The organism is Roseibium sp. SCP15, from assembly GCF_040329435.1.
GTDB lineage: Bacteria > Pseudomonadota > Alphaproteobacteria > Rhizobiales > Stappiaceae > Roseibium.
Genome location: NZ_JBDZYI010000001.1, coordinates 37,570 through 54,310 on the forward strand (window position 1 = coordinate 37,570; position 16,741 = coordinate 54,310).

Sequence of the window (16,741 nt, forward strand, 5' to 3'; positions counted from 1 at the left end):
CTCTGTCTTCCGGCGGGCCGCTCCAAACGGGGTAAATCATGCTTACAATATCGAGCCTTGTAAAAAGTTATGGGGCCGGAGATCCTGTGTTGAAGGGTCTTAATCTTGAAGTCGCCGGCGAGCAGGTCGTCTCGGTTATCGGCTCCTCCGGCGCAGGCAAGAGCACGCTGCTACGCTGCATCAACCGACTGGTTGAACCCACCTCCGGAACAATCACGTTGAACGGCACCGAGTACACTTCGTTGGGCAAGCGCGACCTGCGCGTTGCGCGCCGGCGGATCGGAATGGTTTTTCAAAGTTTCAATCTCGTCGACCGACTGACGGTCATGGAAAATGTTCAAAGCGGACGCCTTGGTTACATTTCCACCTGGGCTGCGCTCAGCCGCCGTTACCCGAAGGAAGACATTCAGCGGGCATTCGAACTGATGGAGCGGGTCGGCATCGCCCATTACGCGGACAAGCGCGCCGACGAGCTTTCCGGTGGCGAGCGCCAGCGCGTCGGGGTTATCCGGGCACTGATGCAGCAGCCCGAAATTCTGCTTGCGGATGAGCCGACAGCTTCGCTTGATCCGAAGACATCCGAGCAGATCATGACCCTGCTGCGGGATCTGGCGAGCGAGCTGAAACTGCCGGTCATCATCAACATCCACAACGTCAATGAAGCAAAACAGTTCAGCGACAGGATCGTCGGTATGCGCTACGGCCGCATAATTTTTGACGACCTACCGACCGCGCTTACCGATGATGCCATGCACGAGATCTATTCCGGCATTCCACATGCGGACCGGCAGGTAGAAGGTGCTGCGGCATGAGCGCGGCAAGGGATCACTGGCGCAAGCAACCCTTCATAGCAAATCCGGTGCTGAGATACGGTCTTTATGCGGCAGTCGCATTTTATGTGGTGCTCACGATTTCGACGCTGCCAATCGACTGGGATCGCGTCACGCAGGGTCTGGCGCGCGCAGGAAGAATTTTCGGCGGTGCCTTTCCTCCAAGTTTCCAGCGCAGTGAATTGCTGATCAATGGTTTTCTGGAAAGCCTGAAGATTGCAATTCTCGCGACGGTCGGCGGGATCTTCCTGTCCATACCGATTGCGTTCATGGCGGCCCGGAACATCGCGCCATTGCCGATCTACTACTTGGGACGGGCTATCGTCATTGTGGCCCGGAGTTTCCACCCGGTGATCGTGGCGATCGTATTCGTGAAGGCGGTCGGGTTCGGACCCTTCGCAGGCATTCTGACGTTGATTGTCTATTCCATCGGATTTGTCGCAAAGCTGTTGGCCGAACGTATCGAGGAGATTGATCCGGGCCCTGTGGAAGCAATGAAAGCCGCAGGCGCTCCGTTCCTGTCAACACTGGTCTACGCCGTCGTGCCTCAGATCATGCAGCGCCAGATCGGTCTCGGCATCTATCAGCTCGACAGCAATCTCAGGGCATCTGCAGTTGTCGGTATCGTTGGTGCTGGCGGGATCGGAGCCACACTGGCAAATGCCTTTGGCCGTTATGATTACGACTTTGCCCTGGCCATCACGATGGTCATCGTCGGTGTCATCCTGATTTCCGAAGCCGTCAGCGGTGCAATCAGAAAGCGGATCGCATAATGGAACAGGTTCATCTTCAAGAGTGGGCGAGATTTACGCCACAGCAGCGCTTTCAACGCTATGCGATTTTTGCGCTGACCGCTCTCATCGTGGCTTGGGCCCTGAGCAGCGTGAACATCATCTGGGAATGGGTCTGGGATGCTCCAACCCAGATGGGTGACCTCTTCAGCCGTATGGTGCCGCCCGATCCCACCAACCTCCGGCAGATCCTCGAGGCCTTGTGGGAAACAGTAAATCTGGCGACCATTGCGACGGCGCTTGCAGTGGTTCTGGCGTTGCCCGTTGCCTATATCGCGGCTCAGAATACCACGCCCAATGCAGTGACGCTCTGGATCGGCCGGTTCATTCTGGTTTCGTCCCGATCGGTCAATACCATCATCTGGGCTCTGTTGTTCGTCGCCATTTTCGGGCCCGGCGTGGTGGCAGGGATCGTTGCGATCATGTTCCGCTCGATCGGTTTCCTTGGCAAGCTGCTCGGCGAAGCGATCGAGGAGATCGATCCGAAACCCGTCGAAGCTCTGCAGGCTTGTGGTGCATCCCATTTCAAGGTCGTGCTCTACGCAATCGTGCCTCAGGTCCTGCCGACTTTCTTTGCCGTCAGCATTCTGCGCTGGGATATCAACCTCAGAGAGTCGACTGTTCTGGGACTGGTTGGAGCAGGGGGGATCGGCGTCATCCTCCAAGGTGCCATCGACACCTTCAACTGGCAGGAAGTGTCCACGGTTCTGCTTGCCATTATTGCGCTTGTCGTGGCAGGGGAAGTCGTTTCCTCCTATCTGCGGCGCAAGATACTTTGAAGCCACGAATGAAATCTGCGCTCAGGAGTTTCATTCGCCAAAGCCAATAGATGCAGTCTTTGATCTAAGACACTGTCAGAACAACAAAAAGGCAGCGGGGACCAACCGGTTTCCGCTGCCTTTTCGTTGTTGCAGGCAAGCGACAAGACACAGGAAAACGCCAGAAAACGCCAGAAACCGGCTGTGCGACCTTGCACTTTTTCAGTAATCGGAGATGATCCGAAGGAACTTCTGCTTCTGCCGATGATTTACTGCAAGGATCCGGAGCAACGGCTCTGCGGCCGCATCGCCTCCAGGATTTCAACGCCTGCGCCGTGTCAGTGCTGCCGGCGACTACCACAAAATACCAAAGGCTGTGCCTATGACTGAAACGTTCAAGGGATTTGTCGCTGCGCTTCTTGCGTTTGCTTTTTTTTCAACCCACGACGCTGTCATCAAGTCGCTGGGTGGCACCTATCCCGTGTTTCAGATCATCTTCTTTTCCATGCTTTTTGCCTTTGTGCCGGTCTCCATGATTATTCTTGCTGACAAGGCCATCGACAATTTCCAGCCCCATCATCCCTGGCTGGTTCTGTTCCGCTCGGTCCTTGCCATCGTGTCCATGTCCTGCGGGTTTTATGCCTTTACGGTCCTGCCGCTCGCCGAGGTCTATGCGCTATTGTTCGCAATGCCGCTGATCGTCACTGTCCTGTCCGTTCCACTTCTGGGGGAAACGGTGAGGGCACAGCGCTGGGCAGCTGTCGTCATCGGCTTGATCGGGGTTCTGATCGTGCTGCGTCCGGGAATGACGGAACTGTCGCTCGGTCACATCAGCGGATTGACCGCAGCCTGCTCGAGTGCCCTGTCTTCAATCCTGACCAGGAAACTTGGTGGGGAGGAGCGCTCGGCGGTGCTCATTCTCTATCCGATGATCCTGTCGATGCTTGCGATGTCGACAACGCTGCCATTCGTCTACAAACCCGTGGCCCTCGAAGATCTCGGGCTGATGGCGACCATCGGATTTCTGTCCGTGATTGCCCAACTGTTCATCATCGGCGCCTATCGCGCGGCGCCTGCGGCCTTCGTTGCACCATTGCAATATAGCCAGATCCTGTGGGCGACCTTTTTCGGAGCGCTTTTCTTTTCCGAAACACCGGACTTTTACGTTGCGCTCGGCTCCTTCGTGATTATCTCGTCCGGCCTGTTTGTTGTCTGGCGTGAAAGCCGGGAAAACGTCTCCAAACGCACACCGGTTCTGAAGACGGCGAACCCGCGCTTCGACACGGGGCCCCAACCCAAGTGATGCTTACAGGCCTTGGCGGATCAGAGGCTGGCGGGTTCGCCTAGTCCAGCTTCTTTTTGAACCTCAGGGCTGCGACAAACATTCCAAGGACGAAGAAACCGCACATCCAGAGCACATCTCGATGCAGATCGAGGATCGTTGCATCCCGCAGAACGAAGCCTCGGATCATGCGCATGAAGTGGGTCGCCGGAAAGACCTCGGCGATGTACTGGGCAATCAGCGGCATGCCTTCATAGGGGAACATGAAGCCTGACAGCAGGATCGACGGCAGCAAAACGAACACCGTCATCTGGGTTGCCTGCAGTTGGCTTTTGGCGATGGTCGACATGACCAGCCCAAGGGACAGGCTTGCTCCGATGAATAGCAGGGTTCCGATGAACAGATCGAGCGTTCTGTCACCAAAGGGCACATTGAACAGAATATGTCCCAGTCCGAGAATGATGACCGTTTGCAGGAGGCCGATGAAAATATAGGGGATGATCTTGCCGATCATCAGCTCCATCGGCCGGACAGGCGTGTTGATCAGCATTTCCATGTTGCCGCGTTCGCGTTCTCTTACGATCGCGGCGGACGTGAACATGATCATGGTCATGGTGAGGATGATCCCCACCAGACCGGGCACGATATTGATGGCGGTGCGTTGTTCCGGGTTGAAGAAAAGCGCGACTTCAAACGTGGCGGTGGATCTGTTTGGCGGCTGCCGGTTGAGCTCGGAGAGCGGCATGCTGCGCAGAGACTTGATGGCACCGGCAATCATCGTGTCCGAGCCGTCGACAATCCATTGTGCGACTGGCCGGCTGGTTTCCTGATCTGTCGAGGGGGGCGTTTCGAGCCCTACCGAAGGTGACCGGACAATACGTTGGGACAGATCATCCGGAAGGATGAAGGCGGCGCGCACGCGTGCTGACCGGATGGCCTCTTCGGCTTCCTGTACGGATGTCAGGCGTTCGGTGACCTTGACCACCGTCGTCGCTTCCACGATCTGGATGAGAATTCGGCTGAGGGCCGTCTGGCTCTGGTCGACCACTGCGACCGGGATGTCGCGGACATTCGTGTTGATGGCGTAGCCGAACAGGATCAGCTGGATCAGCGGGATCATGATCACCATCCCGAACGTCATACGGTCCCGTCGCAACTGAGCCAGTTCCTTGAAGAAAACTGCCGAAATGCGGGTGAGGGATCTCATCATTGGCGGCCTTCCCCGGTGGCGGTAACGAACACGTCTTCCAGGTTGGGCCTGACCTTTTCGATGAGAGTGGCGCCATCTGTTTCCGGTTTCGCCTTAAGAAAGCCTTCCGGGTCGGGAACCTCGTCTTTGACCAGAACCCGCAGCCGGGCCCCCAGTTGGGCGGCTGCCATGATGCCGTCCGTGCCCAGCAGATGGCGACGAATGTCGCGAAGGTTCGGCCCTTCGATTTCGACCACATTGGCCCCCATGGCCGCCATCAGGTCTTTCGGCGCGCCGTCGGCCCGTTTCTGACCGGCTTCCATGATCGCAATCTTGTGGCAGCGTTCGGCTTCGTCCATGAAGTGCGTGGTGACGACAATGGACGTGCCACCTTCGACAAGATCGAAAAGTTGCTCCCAGAAGTGACGGCGGGATTCCGGATCGACGGCAGATGTCGGCTCGTCCAGAAACAGGAGCTGAGGTTCGTGCAGCACTGCGGTTGCAAGTGCAAGACGTTGCCGCTGGCCTCCACTCATCTTGCCGGCAAAGCGGTTCTTGAGATCCGTCAGGGAATAACGCTCCATGACTTCGCCGATACGCTTTTTGCGCTGTTTGGCGGGCATGCCGTAGATGGTCGCCATGAAATCAAGGTTCTCCAGGACCGTGAGATCGCCATAAAGCGAGAACGCCTGGGTCATGTAGCCGATCTTGTATTTGAGCGTTTCCGCATCCTTTGGGACTGAAAGGCCAAGAACCTCAACGGTGCCTTCTGTCGGCGTCAGCAGTCCGGTGAGCATGCGCATTGCTGTAGTCTTGCCACAGCCGTTCGGGCCCAGAAATCCGTAGATCATGCCGCGCTCGATCGTCAGGTCCAGTCCGTCAACCGCGCGGAAATCCTTGAATTTCTTGATCAGCCCTTGGGCGCGGACAACGATGTCGGCAGCGTCCCCGCTCACGGCAGCATCACCTGGGCCGGAACTCCGTTCGGCAGGTTGGAGGCGCTGTTGGGCAACTGCACTTCAGCCACATACATGAGGCGGGCACGTTCCGATTGGTTGAGCGCGTAATAAGGCGTGAAGGAAGGTTCGGAACTGATCCAGCGCACGGATCCTTCAATCGGATCGTTGAGGCCATCGACCCTGACCTGAAGCTTGTCGCCTTCGTTGATCTTGACCCTGTGCGGCTCGGGAACATAGACCCGGGCATAAGGAGCGTCCCCGGCAAGCAGCACTGCGACCGGGCTGCCAACGGTGACCCGTTCGCCAAGGTTCCAGGGCAAGCTGTCCAGCACGCCATCGCGTGATGCAGTGATCGTCAGGTCGGACAGGATCTTCTCCTGGGTGGCAAGGCTTGCTTCGGCGGCGGCCAGTTCGGCGCGGGCAATATCAAGATCTTCCGGACGCGTCCCGGTGACCAGCTCCTTCAGCTGTTCCTCCGCGCTCTTCAGGCTGGCCACGGCTGCGTCGCGCGAGGCGCGCGCGCTGTCGAGTTGAGCCTGGCTCGTCGTGCCGCGTCCGGTAAGGTCCTTGTAGCGTTGAAACGTTGCTTCCGCGTCGACCAGCTCGGCCTTGGAACCGGCGACACTTGCTTCCGCCTTGGCGATGTCTTCCTCCCGGGCGCCATTTTCCAGCTTCAGCAGATTGGCCTTGGATTGCTCAACTTCGGCGCGGGACTGATTGACGATGGCCTGCTGTTCATCCGGGTTCAGCTGTGCCAGCACGGTTCCCGCGGAAACGAACGTTCCCTGCGGAACCGGAAGGGCGACAAGAATTTCATTTGCAGTTGCCGTAAGCGCAACCCTGTCTCGTTCCAGCGTGCCGAGTGCGACATTGCCATCTTCGCCGTAGCAAGCCGCCAACAGCAGGCAAATGGTAGCAACCCGGGTTGAACGAAAAAGCGTCGCAAGCATGAATTCCTCCAGAGGATCAGCAACATGGCGCAGATGAGGCGCTGGATGTCCGCTACCTTAGCGCGCTTGTCTGCCCGGCACCATCTCTGCAAATGAAAAAGCCGGGCAGGGCCCGGCTTCCAGAATTTCCTGAGATCGATTGCTTCAGCTTGCGCGCTTGAAGATGTTGTACCAGCGCTTTTTCGGCACCTTGATTGCGCGCTCCAGAACTTCAGCGGCATAAAGGGAAGCGTTCTCCTTGGCCTTGATCAGACCGGACACCTGAGACTTTTCCAGATCCGCCAGACCCCCGCCGAATTCGAACAGATCGCGGAAGGCAGCACGTTCGACGATGGGCGTCATCAACACGTCGATATTCTGCGCGGAAAGGAAATCCTGCACGGCCTTCATTGCACGGGTGGTCACAGCCGCATTCGTGCGGGTCAGCACCACGCAGTGCTTGATGTCGTGACGGACGATCTTTTCAAGCTTCTTGATCAGCGTCAGGATCTTGGCACCGCCCCGGGCATCCATGGAAGACCCCTGGATCGGCACAACCACCAGATCCGAAACGGAAAGCGCGTTGGCGACGATCAGGTTTTCCGTTCCCTCCAGATCAACGATCACATAATCCGAGTGTTCGGCGGCAAATGTAATCTGCTCGGTGATGGACGCCGGTGAAATCTCGCTGATGACCGAAATTCCCGGGCACTTTTGCGGCAGCTCGTACCATTTCGAAATCCACTTCTGCGGATCTGCATCGAAGATGGTGACACTTTTTCCCCGTGCGGCGACTTCTGTCGCCAGCAACAAAGCAGCAGTGGTTTTACCGGCACCGCCCTTTGCATTTGCGAAGGAAATGACTGGCATGTGGGCTCTCCTGACCTTGCCGTGCATCGTCTTTTGAAAAGTCTCTTCCGGACTTCTCTGTCTGGCAGTCTGGAAATTTTATGGTTACCAATTCCTTAAATTCGCAAATTGGAAGGAAGTTATTCAGAAATCATAAAGTTTTGTGGATAAGGCGCGTCGAGATCTTGGTACAAATCGCGAGAGTGCTGGTTTGGTGAAGGTTTTGTTTACTTTCTCTCCGGTCAAAACCTCCCGAAAACTTGGTCTTCAATCCCGATATCCAGCAAGGGGCAGATGTAATTCCTCTCTCGTTTTGCTTCGCATGCCGATTGCGTGGGCGGCGGGGTCTGCGTAGGGTGTGGACTGGTTTTGAACAAGTGATTTGCCCGAATGAAGGACGCCTGATGCTGTACCGGTTTCTGACAGCCCGACCGGCCCGTGTTGCACAAGGAATATTGTTGTCTGCCGCTGTGACACTGGCGTCAGCCGGAACAGGTCATGCCGAAGCGCTGAAACCCTATAAGGACCGGTTGTTCCGTTACAAGAAAGTCACCGAAACGCTCTACAACGGCGATTTCATCGTGGTCGAATATTCAAAACAGCGGGATTTGCGCGACCGGGATGAAGTGGATGAGCGCCGGGTCTACGGCAACTACGTTTCCTACAAACCCAAACGTGGGCGGGGCAGTGCCGAGCTGAGCGCCAATGGCCGCACCATCAGCTACATGGGAACGGGCAAGTGGAAGGGCGGTGCCAAGGCGATCGTCATCTACATCCACGGTCAGGGCGGCAACCGCTTTCAAGGCATGAACGACGTTTCCTTCGGCGGAAATTTCAACAGGGTGCAAAACCTGATGGTTCGCAACGGAGGTGCCTATCTGACCGTCGATATCAAGGATTTCGGAAAACGCGGTACGGCCGATGTTGCGGCTCTGATCCAATATCAGAAACAGCTGTCGCCGGGCGCGAAGGTTGTCGTCGCCTGCGGATCAATGGGCGGCATCATTTGCTGGAACCTGGTAAAGAGCGCCCAATATTCCCGCCTGCTCAACGGCATCTTGCTGCTCGGTTCTCCAAAGGACCCCAATTTCCTGTCCTCCGGTGCATTGTCGCGCAACGTGCCGATCTATATGGGGCAGGGAACCCTGGACAGGGTGTACAACTGGGAAACACAGGCCAACTTCTACAAGCAGATAAAATCGCGTGCACCGAACTACCCGATCAGGTTCACCCTATTTGACACAGGCACGCACGGCACACCTATCCGCATGACCGACTGGCGACTGGTGCTGAACTGGATGCTTGGTTGACCTTGAGCTGGAAAGCTGACGTCACAGGTTCCTCTCAATCGTCAGCGTAAGCTCCAGCTTTCGCGTTTGGTGAAGGCCTCGAAACAAAGGGCGTGTCCTGTCGCGTTCAAGTCGTAGATATCAGGCAACCGACTAAGTGGACCCGTCATTTCACGAAGTGCTTCAAAGACCGCGTTCGATGGTCCGCAGCACGCGGAAACGCGTCTTTCCGGTATTGCCTCCCAGCGAGATCACGAAGGGCACCAACCCGTGCTTGGAGGTGTTGGCATATCCGGCCAGCGTGCGCACTCCGGGGATCGTGCCGGTCTTGTACCGGGAACCGGCCCGGGTCTTGGGCAGGAGCTCAGCATGCGGAGCAAACTGTTGCAGCACTTTGGCGAGGCCATAGGTCGAGAAACGGTTGTCAGGGCTGATGCCCGAACCTTCCTTGAGTTCGATGGCCTCGGCGATGTCATGTTGGTCGAAGATCGTCTCGGCGACTTTCAGCGACTTCTCAAGGCTGACGGGGCCACCGAGGCGATGTGCGCCAATTTCCAGAAAGATCTGGTTGGCGATGTAATTGTTCGAGCCAAGCATCAGCTGAGTCAGGATCTCCGAAAGGGGGCGTGACTGGTGGTGCACATGAACAGGCGCCAGGTTCTCCGGTACGGATCCGATTGATATTTCACCTTCAACGCTTCCGCCGGCCTGCTCGATGAAGGCGGCGAGAAGCTCGCCTGCATACCGCACGCCCACAGAAGGATCTTCCTGGGCCAGACTGATGCGGCCGCGCCCTTTGGGACCCCGTTCACGGAACTGGCTCACAGCCAATGGCGTGATCGGAGTTTGTTTCTCTGCGGAGCGGACGGCGTTTCCGCGACGCACCGCATGGATCGTATTGAAGTTTACTGCAAGCGCCGAGTTGAGGGCGTCGTATGCCTCGTCGGTGTCTTCGATGCCGGGAATGCGAAGATCTGCAGGGTAATAGCTTGCATCAATAACGAGCCCTGTAAACGGTTCCTTACCGGTCACGGCGACAAGTTCGGGTGCGAGCATTGCGAGCTCTTCGGAGACAAGGAAGGGGTCACCACCGCCGCGAACATATAGAACCCTATTGTCGTCCAGGTAAAAGTGGGTTTTGAACCTATAGTCGGCGCCCAGAACCTCCAGGGCCAGCCATGCAGTGACGACCTTGGCGACGGAAGCAGGAACGAAGTCCTGGTCTACGTTTTGTGCCACCAGTTCGTCGCCTTCCTTATCCAGCACAAGCACAACACCCGAAGATGTCACGGCCGCGATCTTGTCTTTGATACCGGCCAGGACCGGTCCGGAAAAAAGGAAGAGGGCAAAAGTGAAAGCAAGCAAGCGCATAGTGGCTCCAGTCAGCCACTGTTCAGGCGGCTGGTGAACTAGACGAATACCGAGCGGACATCATCCAACACATCGCCGATTTACGCTACGGGAATTTCTGAGTTCCGGTCCAGCATCACAAGTCATCCGGAAATTCGATCGATTGCGAAAGTTCCTCTTCAAAAGCGAACCTTCCTCACTTCTCGATGTTCTACCCATCGGTTTTGCAACAGCGCGCGTCCTGTAAATGTACCTTCCATTCGGGATAATCCGACAGTTTTGGAGCCGGGAGAGGACTGTCAGCTTAAGAGCCAAAGAACGGTGATAGCGGACATTCGCCTGGATTGTATGATCGGCTAACTGTGTTGAAAGGTTAGGTTTGCGTTTGTACGATGACAACAAGATGGTTAACTCGACGTCGCTTCAAACTCATTCCTTGTTGACCGCGAGGAGAAGTTGGAAGGTCGGAGCAATGCGGTACAGCCTCACTCGATGTCTCTTGGTTGGAGCAATTCTCGTTAGTTGCTTCAGTTCTGCTATTGCGCAGGAAGCTTTGAGCAGTCCCCCCGATACGATCTACACGAATGCGCGTGTTTGGACAGTCAATCCCGAACAGAGCTGGGCAGAGGCCTTCGCTGTCCAGGGCGGTAAGTTCGTTGCAGTCGGCTCGACCGATGACGTTGTGGCGCTGGCGGGCGAAGACACAAAGCTCGTCGATTTGAAAGACAAGATGGTCTTACCGGGCCTCTATGATATCCACATCCACCCACGCAACTGGTATGTCGCGGCCATTCTTGCAGAATCCGTTCTTGGAATCCCCGGTGATGCAGGACCGGAGGAAGCGGCCAAACTGATCCGCGAATACGTAGAGGCGCGTCCGCAGCTGGAGTATCTTTTCGCGCACAACTTGCCAGCCGAACTTTTCGACGGCGAGCCGACTGCCAAATGGCTCGATACTGCCGTTTCCGATCGGCCAGCCTACGTTGTCACCGCAACCGGCCATGAAGCGGTCCTCAATACCGCCGCGATGAATTTAGCAGGGATTGATGACGAAACACCCGATCCTCGAAACGGTGTAATCGTACGCGATCCTAAAACCGGACAGGCGACGGGTTACATGAAGCAAGCTGCCATGGGGTATTACGCCGTCAAATGGTTGCCAACCCTTGATGTTGACACACATGCAGAAGGAATCCGTCAAGTCCTGCCGATGTTCGCCAAGGACGGGCTAACCTCCATCCGTTGGCTACATGGCGAACCTAAGGAAGTGGAAGCCCTGCACAAGGTGGCTACCAGCGATGGCTTACCGCTTCGTGTCAGTGTTGCGTGGAGCTATGACGCTCCGACACGGGCGTTTCAATCCACGGAGGATCAACTCGCAGGTATTAAGGGCTTCAAGAAATTGTTCGCCCCGAGGCTCAACCCGGCTTTCGTCAAAGTCAATCTTGACGGCATACCGACGGGAACGGCGGCAATGGTAGACCCCTTCTTGACCGAGGGAAACTCGGCTTCCTACGACCCATTGAAAGGTGACGACGAGGAAAATCGCGGTCTGATTTTCTATGACAAGAGTGGGCTTGCGAACGAAATCGTTCGGTTCGAGGAACTAGGCTTAAGTGGCATGGTGTTTCACGCGGTAGGTGACCGTGCCGTGCGGGTTGTCCTCGACGCTATGGAAATTGCAGAGCAACAGCTCGGAAGCCTCAAAGGGCGCTATCAGCTGGCACACGCCTTTATTATTGCTGACGAGGATTTGCCGCGATTTGCCAAGCTCAATCTGACGGTGGAGTTTTCACCGGTTCTTTGGTTTCCGAATCCATTCAACGATGTGTTTAACGCAATGGTAGGTGAAGAGCGGACTGCTCAGGTCTTCCGGATGCGCTCGGTGTTGAATGCTGGGGGGCGCTTCGTTATCGCTTCTGATGGACCGCTCTATATGCAAGCCCCCTTGGCCTCGATTGAGGCCGCCGTCACACGACGCGATCCCATCAACGGGGGACCGCAAGATGCCGCAGCAAGCGAAGCAGTGACACTGCCGGAGGCGATTGCCGCACGGACGATAAACTCCGCCTATCTGGACTTTGCCGAAGATAAACTTGGCTCGATCGAGACCGGCAAGTTGGCTGACTTCGTTGTCTTGGACCGCAACCTCTTTGAGATCCCCATTGAAGAGGTCAGCGAAGCAGAGGTCCTTATGACGTTTGTTGAAGGCAAAGTCGTTTTTGATGCGAAGGGAACAACCCAATAGCTAGGGACGAATGGTTTAACCGAATAGGGAGCGTGGAACAGATGCTTTGTCAGCGTGCACGTGTATGTTCGATCATGCGCCCTGTTATATTGTTGTTTGCCTGTCTTATTGTGTCCGCGCCAACTATGGCCGGTCCCAGAACGGTAAACTGGCAGGATCTTGTCGATCCGGCAGGACAAAGCTTCGAAGATCCTTTCCGGACACTTAGTCGTTCCACACTCGGACATCTCAGGTCGGTGGTTAACAGCCGGGACAAGCTTGCAGAGCCCAACGTTTCATCTGAACAACGCGAACGCCTCCAATCTCAACTTTCTGACGCAATGGCGGCCCTTGAGGCGGCAGAGGTGGATGTCGAATGGCTGATTTCACAGCGTTGGGTGGTGGCGGGTCACCGCAAGCGCGCCAGTCGTTCCGGCAATGCCGCGCTCCATGGCCAAACTATTGTCCTGACCGGCTATGCGATTCCTGCACCGATTGGTCCTGGTGGTGATCGCACAGTCTATCTTGTACCAAGATACGGAATGTGCAGTCATATGCCTGCTCCGCCGGCAAACAAAATGGTGCGATTGCTTCTTCCGCGCGGCGAGACCACACCTGGCTTGTATGAAAAAATTCGAGTGAGCGGCAAAATTCAGATCGAGCCCAACTCTCGCAAGATGTTTCTTGTCGACGGTCTCAAAGTGATGGATGCGACTTGGTCCCTGACAATTGAAGAGATGAAACGGATGCCGGAACAATCACTTTTCGCGTCCCACAGTCTTATGGTCTTACATCAGCGCGCCAGAGGATTTCGGACAGAGTCGAAGCCTTAAGCTCTCGTTCCGATCAATCCAGGAACGAGCATCCGTGCTCTGCACCATCAATTGCCTTCGTTTGTCCTTTGGTCAGTACCGGGTGACGACGACTGCGACCGCAGCAAAGACCACGCCAATCAAAAGAGCTTTTGTATTCATTGACGAACGGTTGGGCAGTTTAACCCGAAGTGACAGGGCTATAATAACGCCGCCAGTCAACGCGGTCGCAATTGAATAGATCATGCTACTTTTGCTCGCGTTGAGACCGATCAATATGCCGACTGCAAGCGACGCGACAAAGTATGCGCGTAGCCACCCAGACATATGCGCGGGGTGGGTTTTATAGAGATAAATATTCACGCCAAATAGATGGAACGAATAGGCCAACGCTCCAATGACGTACAGCTCAGGCGATGTCGAGGTCGCTTGCATGACTGCAATGGCAAGCAAGCAGTTGTAGGTTCCGAGCGCCACTGTATCCAAGCCAAGCGACAACCTGTTATCGGTCCCCATATCACGACTGGCTTCCAGCAAGTAGTAAATGAGAAATCCAAGCAGAGAGCAACCGTACAGCGAGTGTTCCCAAGTCCTGCTTGCAGTTGAACTGGCCACCATTTCACCGATTTTTGGCAGCAAGAAAAGGAAAGCATAGCCAAGTCCGATCCCAGATGAAAAATCAGACAGCCAGTTTGCCTGAGTGGGGAACCTCCGAAAAAAAGATACGCAGAAGACGTGAACAGTGCCGATGACTACAATCGATGTTATCGCTAGGTATGTCGGCGCTTCGAACACGGCTAAGATCCAATGAAAAAATTACAAGCTGATGAGACACTCGTTGGGATCTAAAGCACAACCCCAAAAGTGAAGAAGGAGTGATAGTGGCTTTCTCGGAGAACGCGCCGACCAGGTTATTAAATTGCCAATTGTATTGAACAATCAACGGCTGCTTTGCAGATCGATCAGAAATCCACCGTGCGTCCGACTTGGAGGCGCAAAGCTGCCCCACATATTTTACACCTGATCCGGTTGGACACTCGTTCGCGCTGCCTCGGCAACGTCTGCCTGCGTGATCTCGATCATCGAGGTATGAACGCGGAATTTCACGATGGGTTTGTCGGGCTCAAGAACGCCGATCACCGTTTCGATGTCAGGACACCCGTCATCACGGCAGGCCAGTTCGACTACCGTGACCGGAGTGTCTTCCGGAAGGTTCATCAGTTCGCGAACCCACCTCTTGATTTCGGACGACTTGGCCTTCAAACGAGTGAATTTCGGCGCAAGCGGATTGTTGAAACCGGTCATTCCGCGACAGCCTGCCCGTGTGCGAAGCAGTTCCGGAAGCCTTCTTCGAATGTGTCGCGCGGAAGGTCACGTCCGATGAAAACGAGGCGTGTTGTCCGTTTTTCATTCGATTTCCAGGGGCGTTGGTGATCACCTTCCAACAGCATGTGGACGGCTTGCATCACAAAGCGGTCGTCATCGTCTTCAAAAGCAATAATCCCCTTCATGCGCAACAAATCGGGACCGAAATTCTGAGCGATCGACTGTATCCAGGGAAAGAACCTTTGCGGATCAAGTGGAGCTTCGCTCAGCAGCGAGAAACTCGTGACATGATCATCGTGGTGGTGGTGATGGGCGTGTTTCAGAAATTCCGGCTCGATCTCAAGCACCCGGTCCAGATCAAATGCGTTGCGGCCCAGGACTTCATCCAGGTCAATCCGGCACCGTTCGCTTCGATTGATTTTGGCGGACGGATTAATCCTGCGTATCCGCTTCTCCACTTCCTCGATTTCCTGTTCGCTGACAAGGTCGACCTTGTTCAGGAGAACAACATCGGCAAATGCCAGCTGTTCCTGCGCCTCATGCGCCTTGTCGATCTCGTCAAGCAAGTGCATGGCATCGACAACAGTCACGATTGCATCGAGCTTGGTCTTTGACTGCAGGTCCTCGTCGACGAAAAAGGTCTGGGCAACAGGGGCCGGGTCGGCCAATCCCGTTGTTTCGATCAGGATGGCGTCAAAGTGGTTTCGCCGTTTCATCAGACCTTCGATAATTCGGATCAGGTCGCCTCGCACTGTGCAGCAGATGCATCCGTTGTTCATTTCGAAGACTTCTTCATCGGTGTCTACGACAAGATCGTTGTCGATCCCGATTTCACCGAATTCGTTGACGATGACCGCATATCGCTTGCCATGATTTTCCGAGAGAATGCGATTGAGCAATGTGGTCTTTCCCGCGCCCAGGTAACCTGTGAGCACGGTGACGGGTGTCTTTTGCAAAACGTTCATTGCGATCTCCGCGATGTATTTGTGAAAGAGGAGAAAGTTCGGGAAAGGGTGGTCAACAAGACTTTCCCGGCATTTCTGAGTGACTTCGTGAAAGAAAAAGGAACAGTGTCGATCACCGCGGTGAACAGTTCACGCACCGGCTCGGGATCGATACCGTCCGTTATGAACACCAGCCGGGTTCGTCGGTCCTCATCGGGCCAGGCAGGCAACCGGACCGGGTTGGATACGGTGTGTTGAACTGCATGGACGATCAGCGGCTCTTCGGGAAAATCTTCTGTGGCGATGATCCCCTTGACGCGTAGCAGCCTCTGCCCTGCAGAACTCTGGAGAAGGCTGAGAAACCGGTGAAACTTTCGCTCCGACAGGGGATTGTCGCTGGTGAGGCTGAAGGTACTGATTCCCGCCCCATGTCTGAAATTGCCATTTCCGTCTTTCGGCTGGGAGCTGTGACCTGCTTCCTGCGCCAATGCGGCTTCCAGTGCCAGCCATCCGGCAACATCTTCTCCGCGCTCGACCACTGAATAAGGTCTTGGCGAAAACAGGGTTGAAAGGTCGATTGTTTGACGATCGATGATGTCGGCGCTTGTGTTGAGTTCGCGCAACGCGACTGAAAGAGTTTTGCGATCCGACGAAGCTTCGGACGTATAAGCCAGATCGGTCTTCGTAAGGACAATCCGATCCGCGAAGGCAATCTGCTTGAGTGCCTCGAAATGGCTTTCGACGGTGGTTGCGCCGGCAACAGCATCGAACAAGGTGATGACGCCCGCCAGATAGAACTCGGGGTCGCCGACCACGCTCTGATATTGCTGTGCGGGGTTCTTGTGAGTGGAAAGCGCATTGACCAGAGGTGCCGGATCGCCAAGCCCGCTCATCTCGACGATCACACGCGAGAAATCACCTGTCAGGCCATCCGATGCTGCACAGCGGAGGTCAAAAAGCGTTTTCTGTATGTCGGTCGAATCGGAACAGCACAGACAACCTGTGGCAACTTGGCTGATTGTCGTTTCTCCCTGTCGAACGAGCAAATGATCGACCGGGACATCTCCGAATTCGTTGATGATCACCGCCGTGTCCTGGACCGTGGGGTCATCCAGAAACGCGTTTAGCAAAGTCGACTTGCCGGAGCCGAGAAATCCGCTCAGCAGATATACGGGTATGCGGTCGGGAAGGTTCATGAATGTCTGA

The 16,741-nt window shown here is 55.5% G+C and carries 16 protein-coding genes; 7 read left to right on the forward strand and 9 right to left on the reverse strand.

What is annotated here, in order from left to right; all coding sequences use genetic code 11:
* Positions 1-38 precede the first annotated feature (38 nt).
* The 4 genes from phnC to ABLO27_RS00210 all read left to right on the forward strand — a co-directional run bounded on the left by phnC (position 39) and on the right by ABLO27_RS00210 (position 3,682).
* Positions 39-812 (forward strand): phosphonate ABC transporter ATP-binding protein, encoded by a 774-nt coding sequence (phnC, locus tag ABLO27_RS00195; protein ID WP_353029765.1) that lies wholly within the window; start codon positions 39-41, stop codon positions 810-812.
* Positions 809-1,603, forward strand: a complete 795-nt coding sequence (gene phnE / locus ABLO27_RS00200) for a phosphonate ABC transporter, permease protein PhnE (protein ID WP_353029766.1) — start codon at positions 809-811, stop codon at positions 1,601-1,603. The genes phnC and phnE (ABLO27_RS00200) overlap by 4 nt, the downstream gene beginning before the upstream one ends.
* Entirely contained in the window at positions 1,603-2,400 is a 798-nt protein-coding gene (phnE, locus tag ABLO27_RS00205; RefSeq protein ID WP_353029767.1) for a phosphonate ABC transporter, permease protein PhnE, read from the forward strand. The genes phnE (ABLO27_RS00200) and phnE (ABLO27_RS00205) overlap by 1 nt, the downstream gene beginning before the upstream one ends.
* Positions 2,401-2,761: 361 nt before the next feature.
* A complete protein-coding gene (locus ABLO27_RS00210) occupies positions 2,762-3,682 on the forward strand; it encodes a DMT family transporter (protein WP_353029768.1) in 921 nt (306 codons plus the stop codon).
* A gap of 40 nt (positions 3,683-3,722) precedes the next feature.
* On the opposite strand, the gene ABLO27_RS00215 is transcribed toward ABLO27_RS00210, so the two are convergent.
* From ABLO27_RS00215 to ABLO27_RS00230, 4 genes are all read right to left on the reverse strand, one after another.
* The gene (locus tag ABLO27_RS00215; RefSeq protein ID WP_353029769.1) at positions 3,723-4,871 is read right to left on the reverse strand and encodes an ABC transporter permease; all 1,149 of its coding nucleotides are present in this window, start codon (positions 4,869-4,871) and stop codon (positions 3,723-3,725) included.
* Positions 4,868-5,806, reverse strand: coding sequence for an ABC transporter ATP-binding protein (locus tag ABLO27_RS00220; protein ID WP_353029770.1), 939 nt, complete (start codon positions 5,804-5,806; stop codon positions 4,868-4,870). The genes ABLO27_RS00215 and ABLO27_RS00220 overlap by 4 nt, the downstream gene beginning before the upstream one ends.
* Positions 5,803-6,759, reverse strand: coding sequence for an HlyD family secretion protein (locus ABLO27_RS00225; RefSeq protein WP_353029771.1), 957 nt, complete (start codon positions 6,757-6,759; stop codon positions 5,803-5,805). Before ABLO27_RS00225 ends, ABLO27_RS00220 begins: the two co-directional genes overlap by 4 nt.
* Positions 6,760-6,903: 144 nt before the next feature.
* The gene (locus ABLO27_RS00230) at positions 6,904-7,608 is read right to left on the reverse strand and encodes a ParA family protein (RefSeq protein ID WP_352939775.1); all 705 of its coding nucleotides are present in this window, start codon (positions 7,606-7,608) and stop codon (positions 6,904-6,906) included.
* Between the two features lie 383 nt (positions 7,609-7,991).
* Between ABLO27_RS00230 and ABLO27_RS00235 the strand changes: the two genes are divergently transcribed.
* The gene (locus ABLO27_RS00235; RefSeq protein ID WP_353029772.1) at positions 7,992-8,897 is read left to right on the forward strand and encodes an alpha/beta hydrolase; all 906 of its coding nucleotides are present in this window, start codon (positions 7,992-7,994) and stop codon (positions 8,895-8,897) included.
* Positions 8,898-9,059: 162 nt separating this feature from the next.
* Here ABLO27_RS00235 and ABLO27_RS00240 read toward each other — a convergent pair whose 3' ends face one another.
* Positions 9,060-10,247 (reverse strand): D-alanyl-D-alanine carboxypeptidase/D-alanyl-D-alanine-endopeptidase, encoded by a 1,188-nt coding sequence (locus ABLO27_RS00240; protein ID WP_353029773.1) that lies wholly within the window; start codon positions 10,245-10,247, stop codon positions 9,060-9,062.
* A 532-nt stretch (positions 10,248-10,779) separates the two neighbouring features.
* Here ABLO27_RS00240 and ABLO27_RS00245 point away from each other — a divergent pair.
* Positions 10,780-12,474 (forward strand): amidohydrolase, encoded by a 1,695-nt coding sequence (locus ABLO27_RS00245; RefSeq protein WP_353029774.1) that lies wholly within the window; start codon positions 10,780-10,782, stop codon positions 12,472-12,474.
* A 41-nt stretch (positions 12,475-12,515) separates the two neighbouring features.
* On the forward strand, positions 12,516-13,286 hold the full coding sequence (locus tag ABLO27_RS00250; protein WP_353031651.1) for a DUF3299 domain-containing protein: 771 nt from the start codon (positions 12,516-12,518) through the stop codon (positions 13,284-13,286).
* Between the two features lie 72 nt (positions 13,287-13,358).
* On the opposite strand, the gene ABLO27_RS00255 is transcribed toward ABLO27_RS00250, so the two are convergent.
* The 4 genes from ABLO27_RS00255 to ABLO27_RS00270 all read right to left on the reverse strand — a co-directional run bounded on the left by ABLO27_RS00255 (position 13,359) and on the right by ABLO27_RS00270 (position 16,731).
* Positions 13,359-14,060 (reverse strand): hypothetical protein, encoded by a 702-nt coding sequence (locus ABLO27_RS00255; protein ID WP_353029775.1) that lies wholly within the window; start codon positions 14,058-14,060, stop codon positions 13,359-13,361.
* Between the two features lie 219 nt (positions 14,061-14,279).
* Positions 14,280-14,570, reverse strand: a complete 291-nt coding sequence (locus tag ABLO27_RS00260) for a nitrate reductase (protein WP_353029776.1) — start codon at positions 14,568-14,570, stop codon at positions 14,280-14,282.
* A complete protein-coding gene (locus ABLO27_RS00265) occupies positions 14,567-15,556 on the reverse strand; it encodes a CobW family GTP-binding protein (protein ID WP_353029777.1) in 990 nt (329 codons plus the stop codon). Before ABLO27_RS00265 ends, ABLO27_RS00260 begins: the two co-directional genes overlap by 4 nt.
* Positions 15,553-16,731: a CobW family GTP-binding protein gene (locus ABLO27_RS00270; RefSeq protein ID WP_353029778.1), complete on the reverse strand. Its 1,179-nt coding sequence runs from the start codon at positions 16,729-16,731 to the stop codon at positions 15,553-15,555. Before ABLO27_RS00270 ends, ABLO27_RS00265 begins: the two co-directional genes overlap by 4 nt.
* Positions 16,732-16,741 lie beyond the last annotated feature (10 nt).

Bases quoted from the DNA above. Each gene is read 5' to 3' on its own strand.
- phnC (WP_353029765.1), top strand. From the start codon at position 39: ATGCTTACAATATCGAGCCTTGTAAAAAGTTATGGGGCCGGAGATCCT.
- phnE (WP_353029766.1), top strand. From the start codon at position 809: ATGAGCGCGGCAAGGGATCACTGGCGCAAGCAACCCTTCATAGCAAAT.
- phnE (WP_353029767.1), top strand. From the start codon at position 1,603: ATGGAACAGGTTCATCTTCAAGAGTGGGCGAGATTTACGCCACAGCAG.
- ABLO27_RS00210 (WP_353029768.1), top strand. From the start codon at position 2,762: ATGACTGAAACGTTCAAGGGATTTGTCGCTGCGCTTCTTGCGTTTGCT.
- ABLO27_RS00215 (WP_353029769.1), bottom strand. From the start codon at position 4,871: ATGATGAGATCCCTCACCCGCATTTCGGCAGTTTTCTTCAAGGAACTG.
- ABLO27_RS00225 (WP_353029771.1), bottom strand. From the start codon at position 6,759: ATGCTTGCGACGCTTTTTCGTTCAACCCGGGTTGCTACCATTTGCCTG.
- ABLO27_RS00230 (WP_352939775.1), bottom strand. From the start codon at position 7,608: ATGCCAGTCATTTCCTTCGCAAATGCAAAGGGCGGTGCCGGTAAAACC.
- ABLO27_RS00235 (WP_353029772.1), top strand. From the start codon at position 7,992: ATGCTGTACCGGTTTCTGACAGCCCGACCGGCCCGTGTTGCACAAGGA.
- ABLO27_RS00240 (WP_353029773.1), bottom strand. From the start codon at position 10,247: ATGCGCTTGCTTGCTTTCACTTTTGCCCTCTTCCTTTTTTCCGGACCG.
- ABLO27_RS00250 (WP_353031651.1), top strand. From the start codon at position 12,516: ATGCTTTGTCAGCGTGCACGTGTATGTTCGATCATGCGCCCTGTTATA.
- ABLO27_RS00260 (WP_353029776.1), bottom strand. From the start codon at position 14,570: ATGACCGGTTTCAACAATCCGCTTGCGCCGAAATTCACTCGTTTGAAG.
- ABLO27_RS00265 (WP_353029777.1), bottom strand. From the start codon at position 15,556: ATGAACGTTTTGCAAAAGACACCCGTCACCGTGCTCACAGGTTACCTG.
- ABLO27_RS00270 (WP_353029778.1), bottom strand. From the start codon at position 16,731: ATGAACCTTCCCGACCGCATACCCGTATATCTGCTGAGCGGATTTCTC.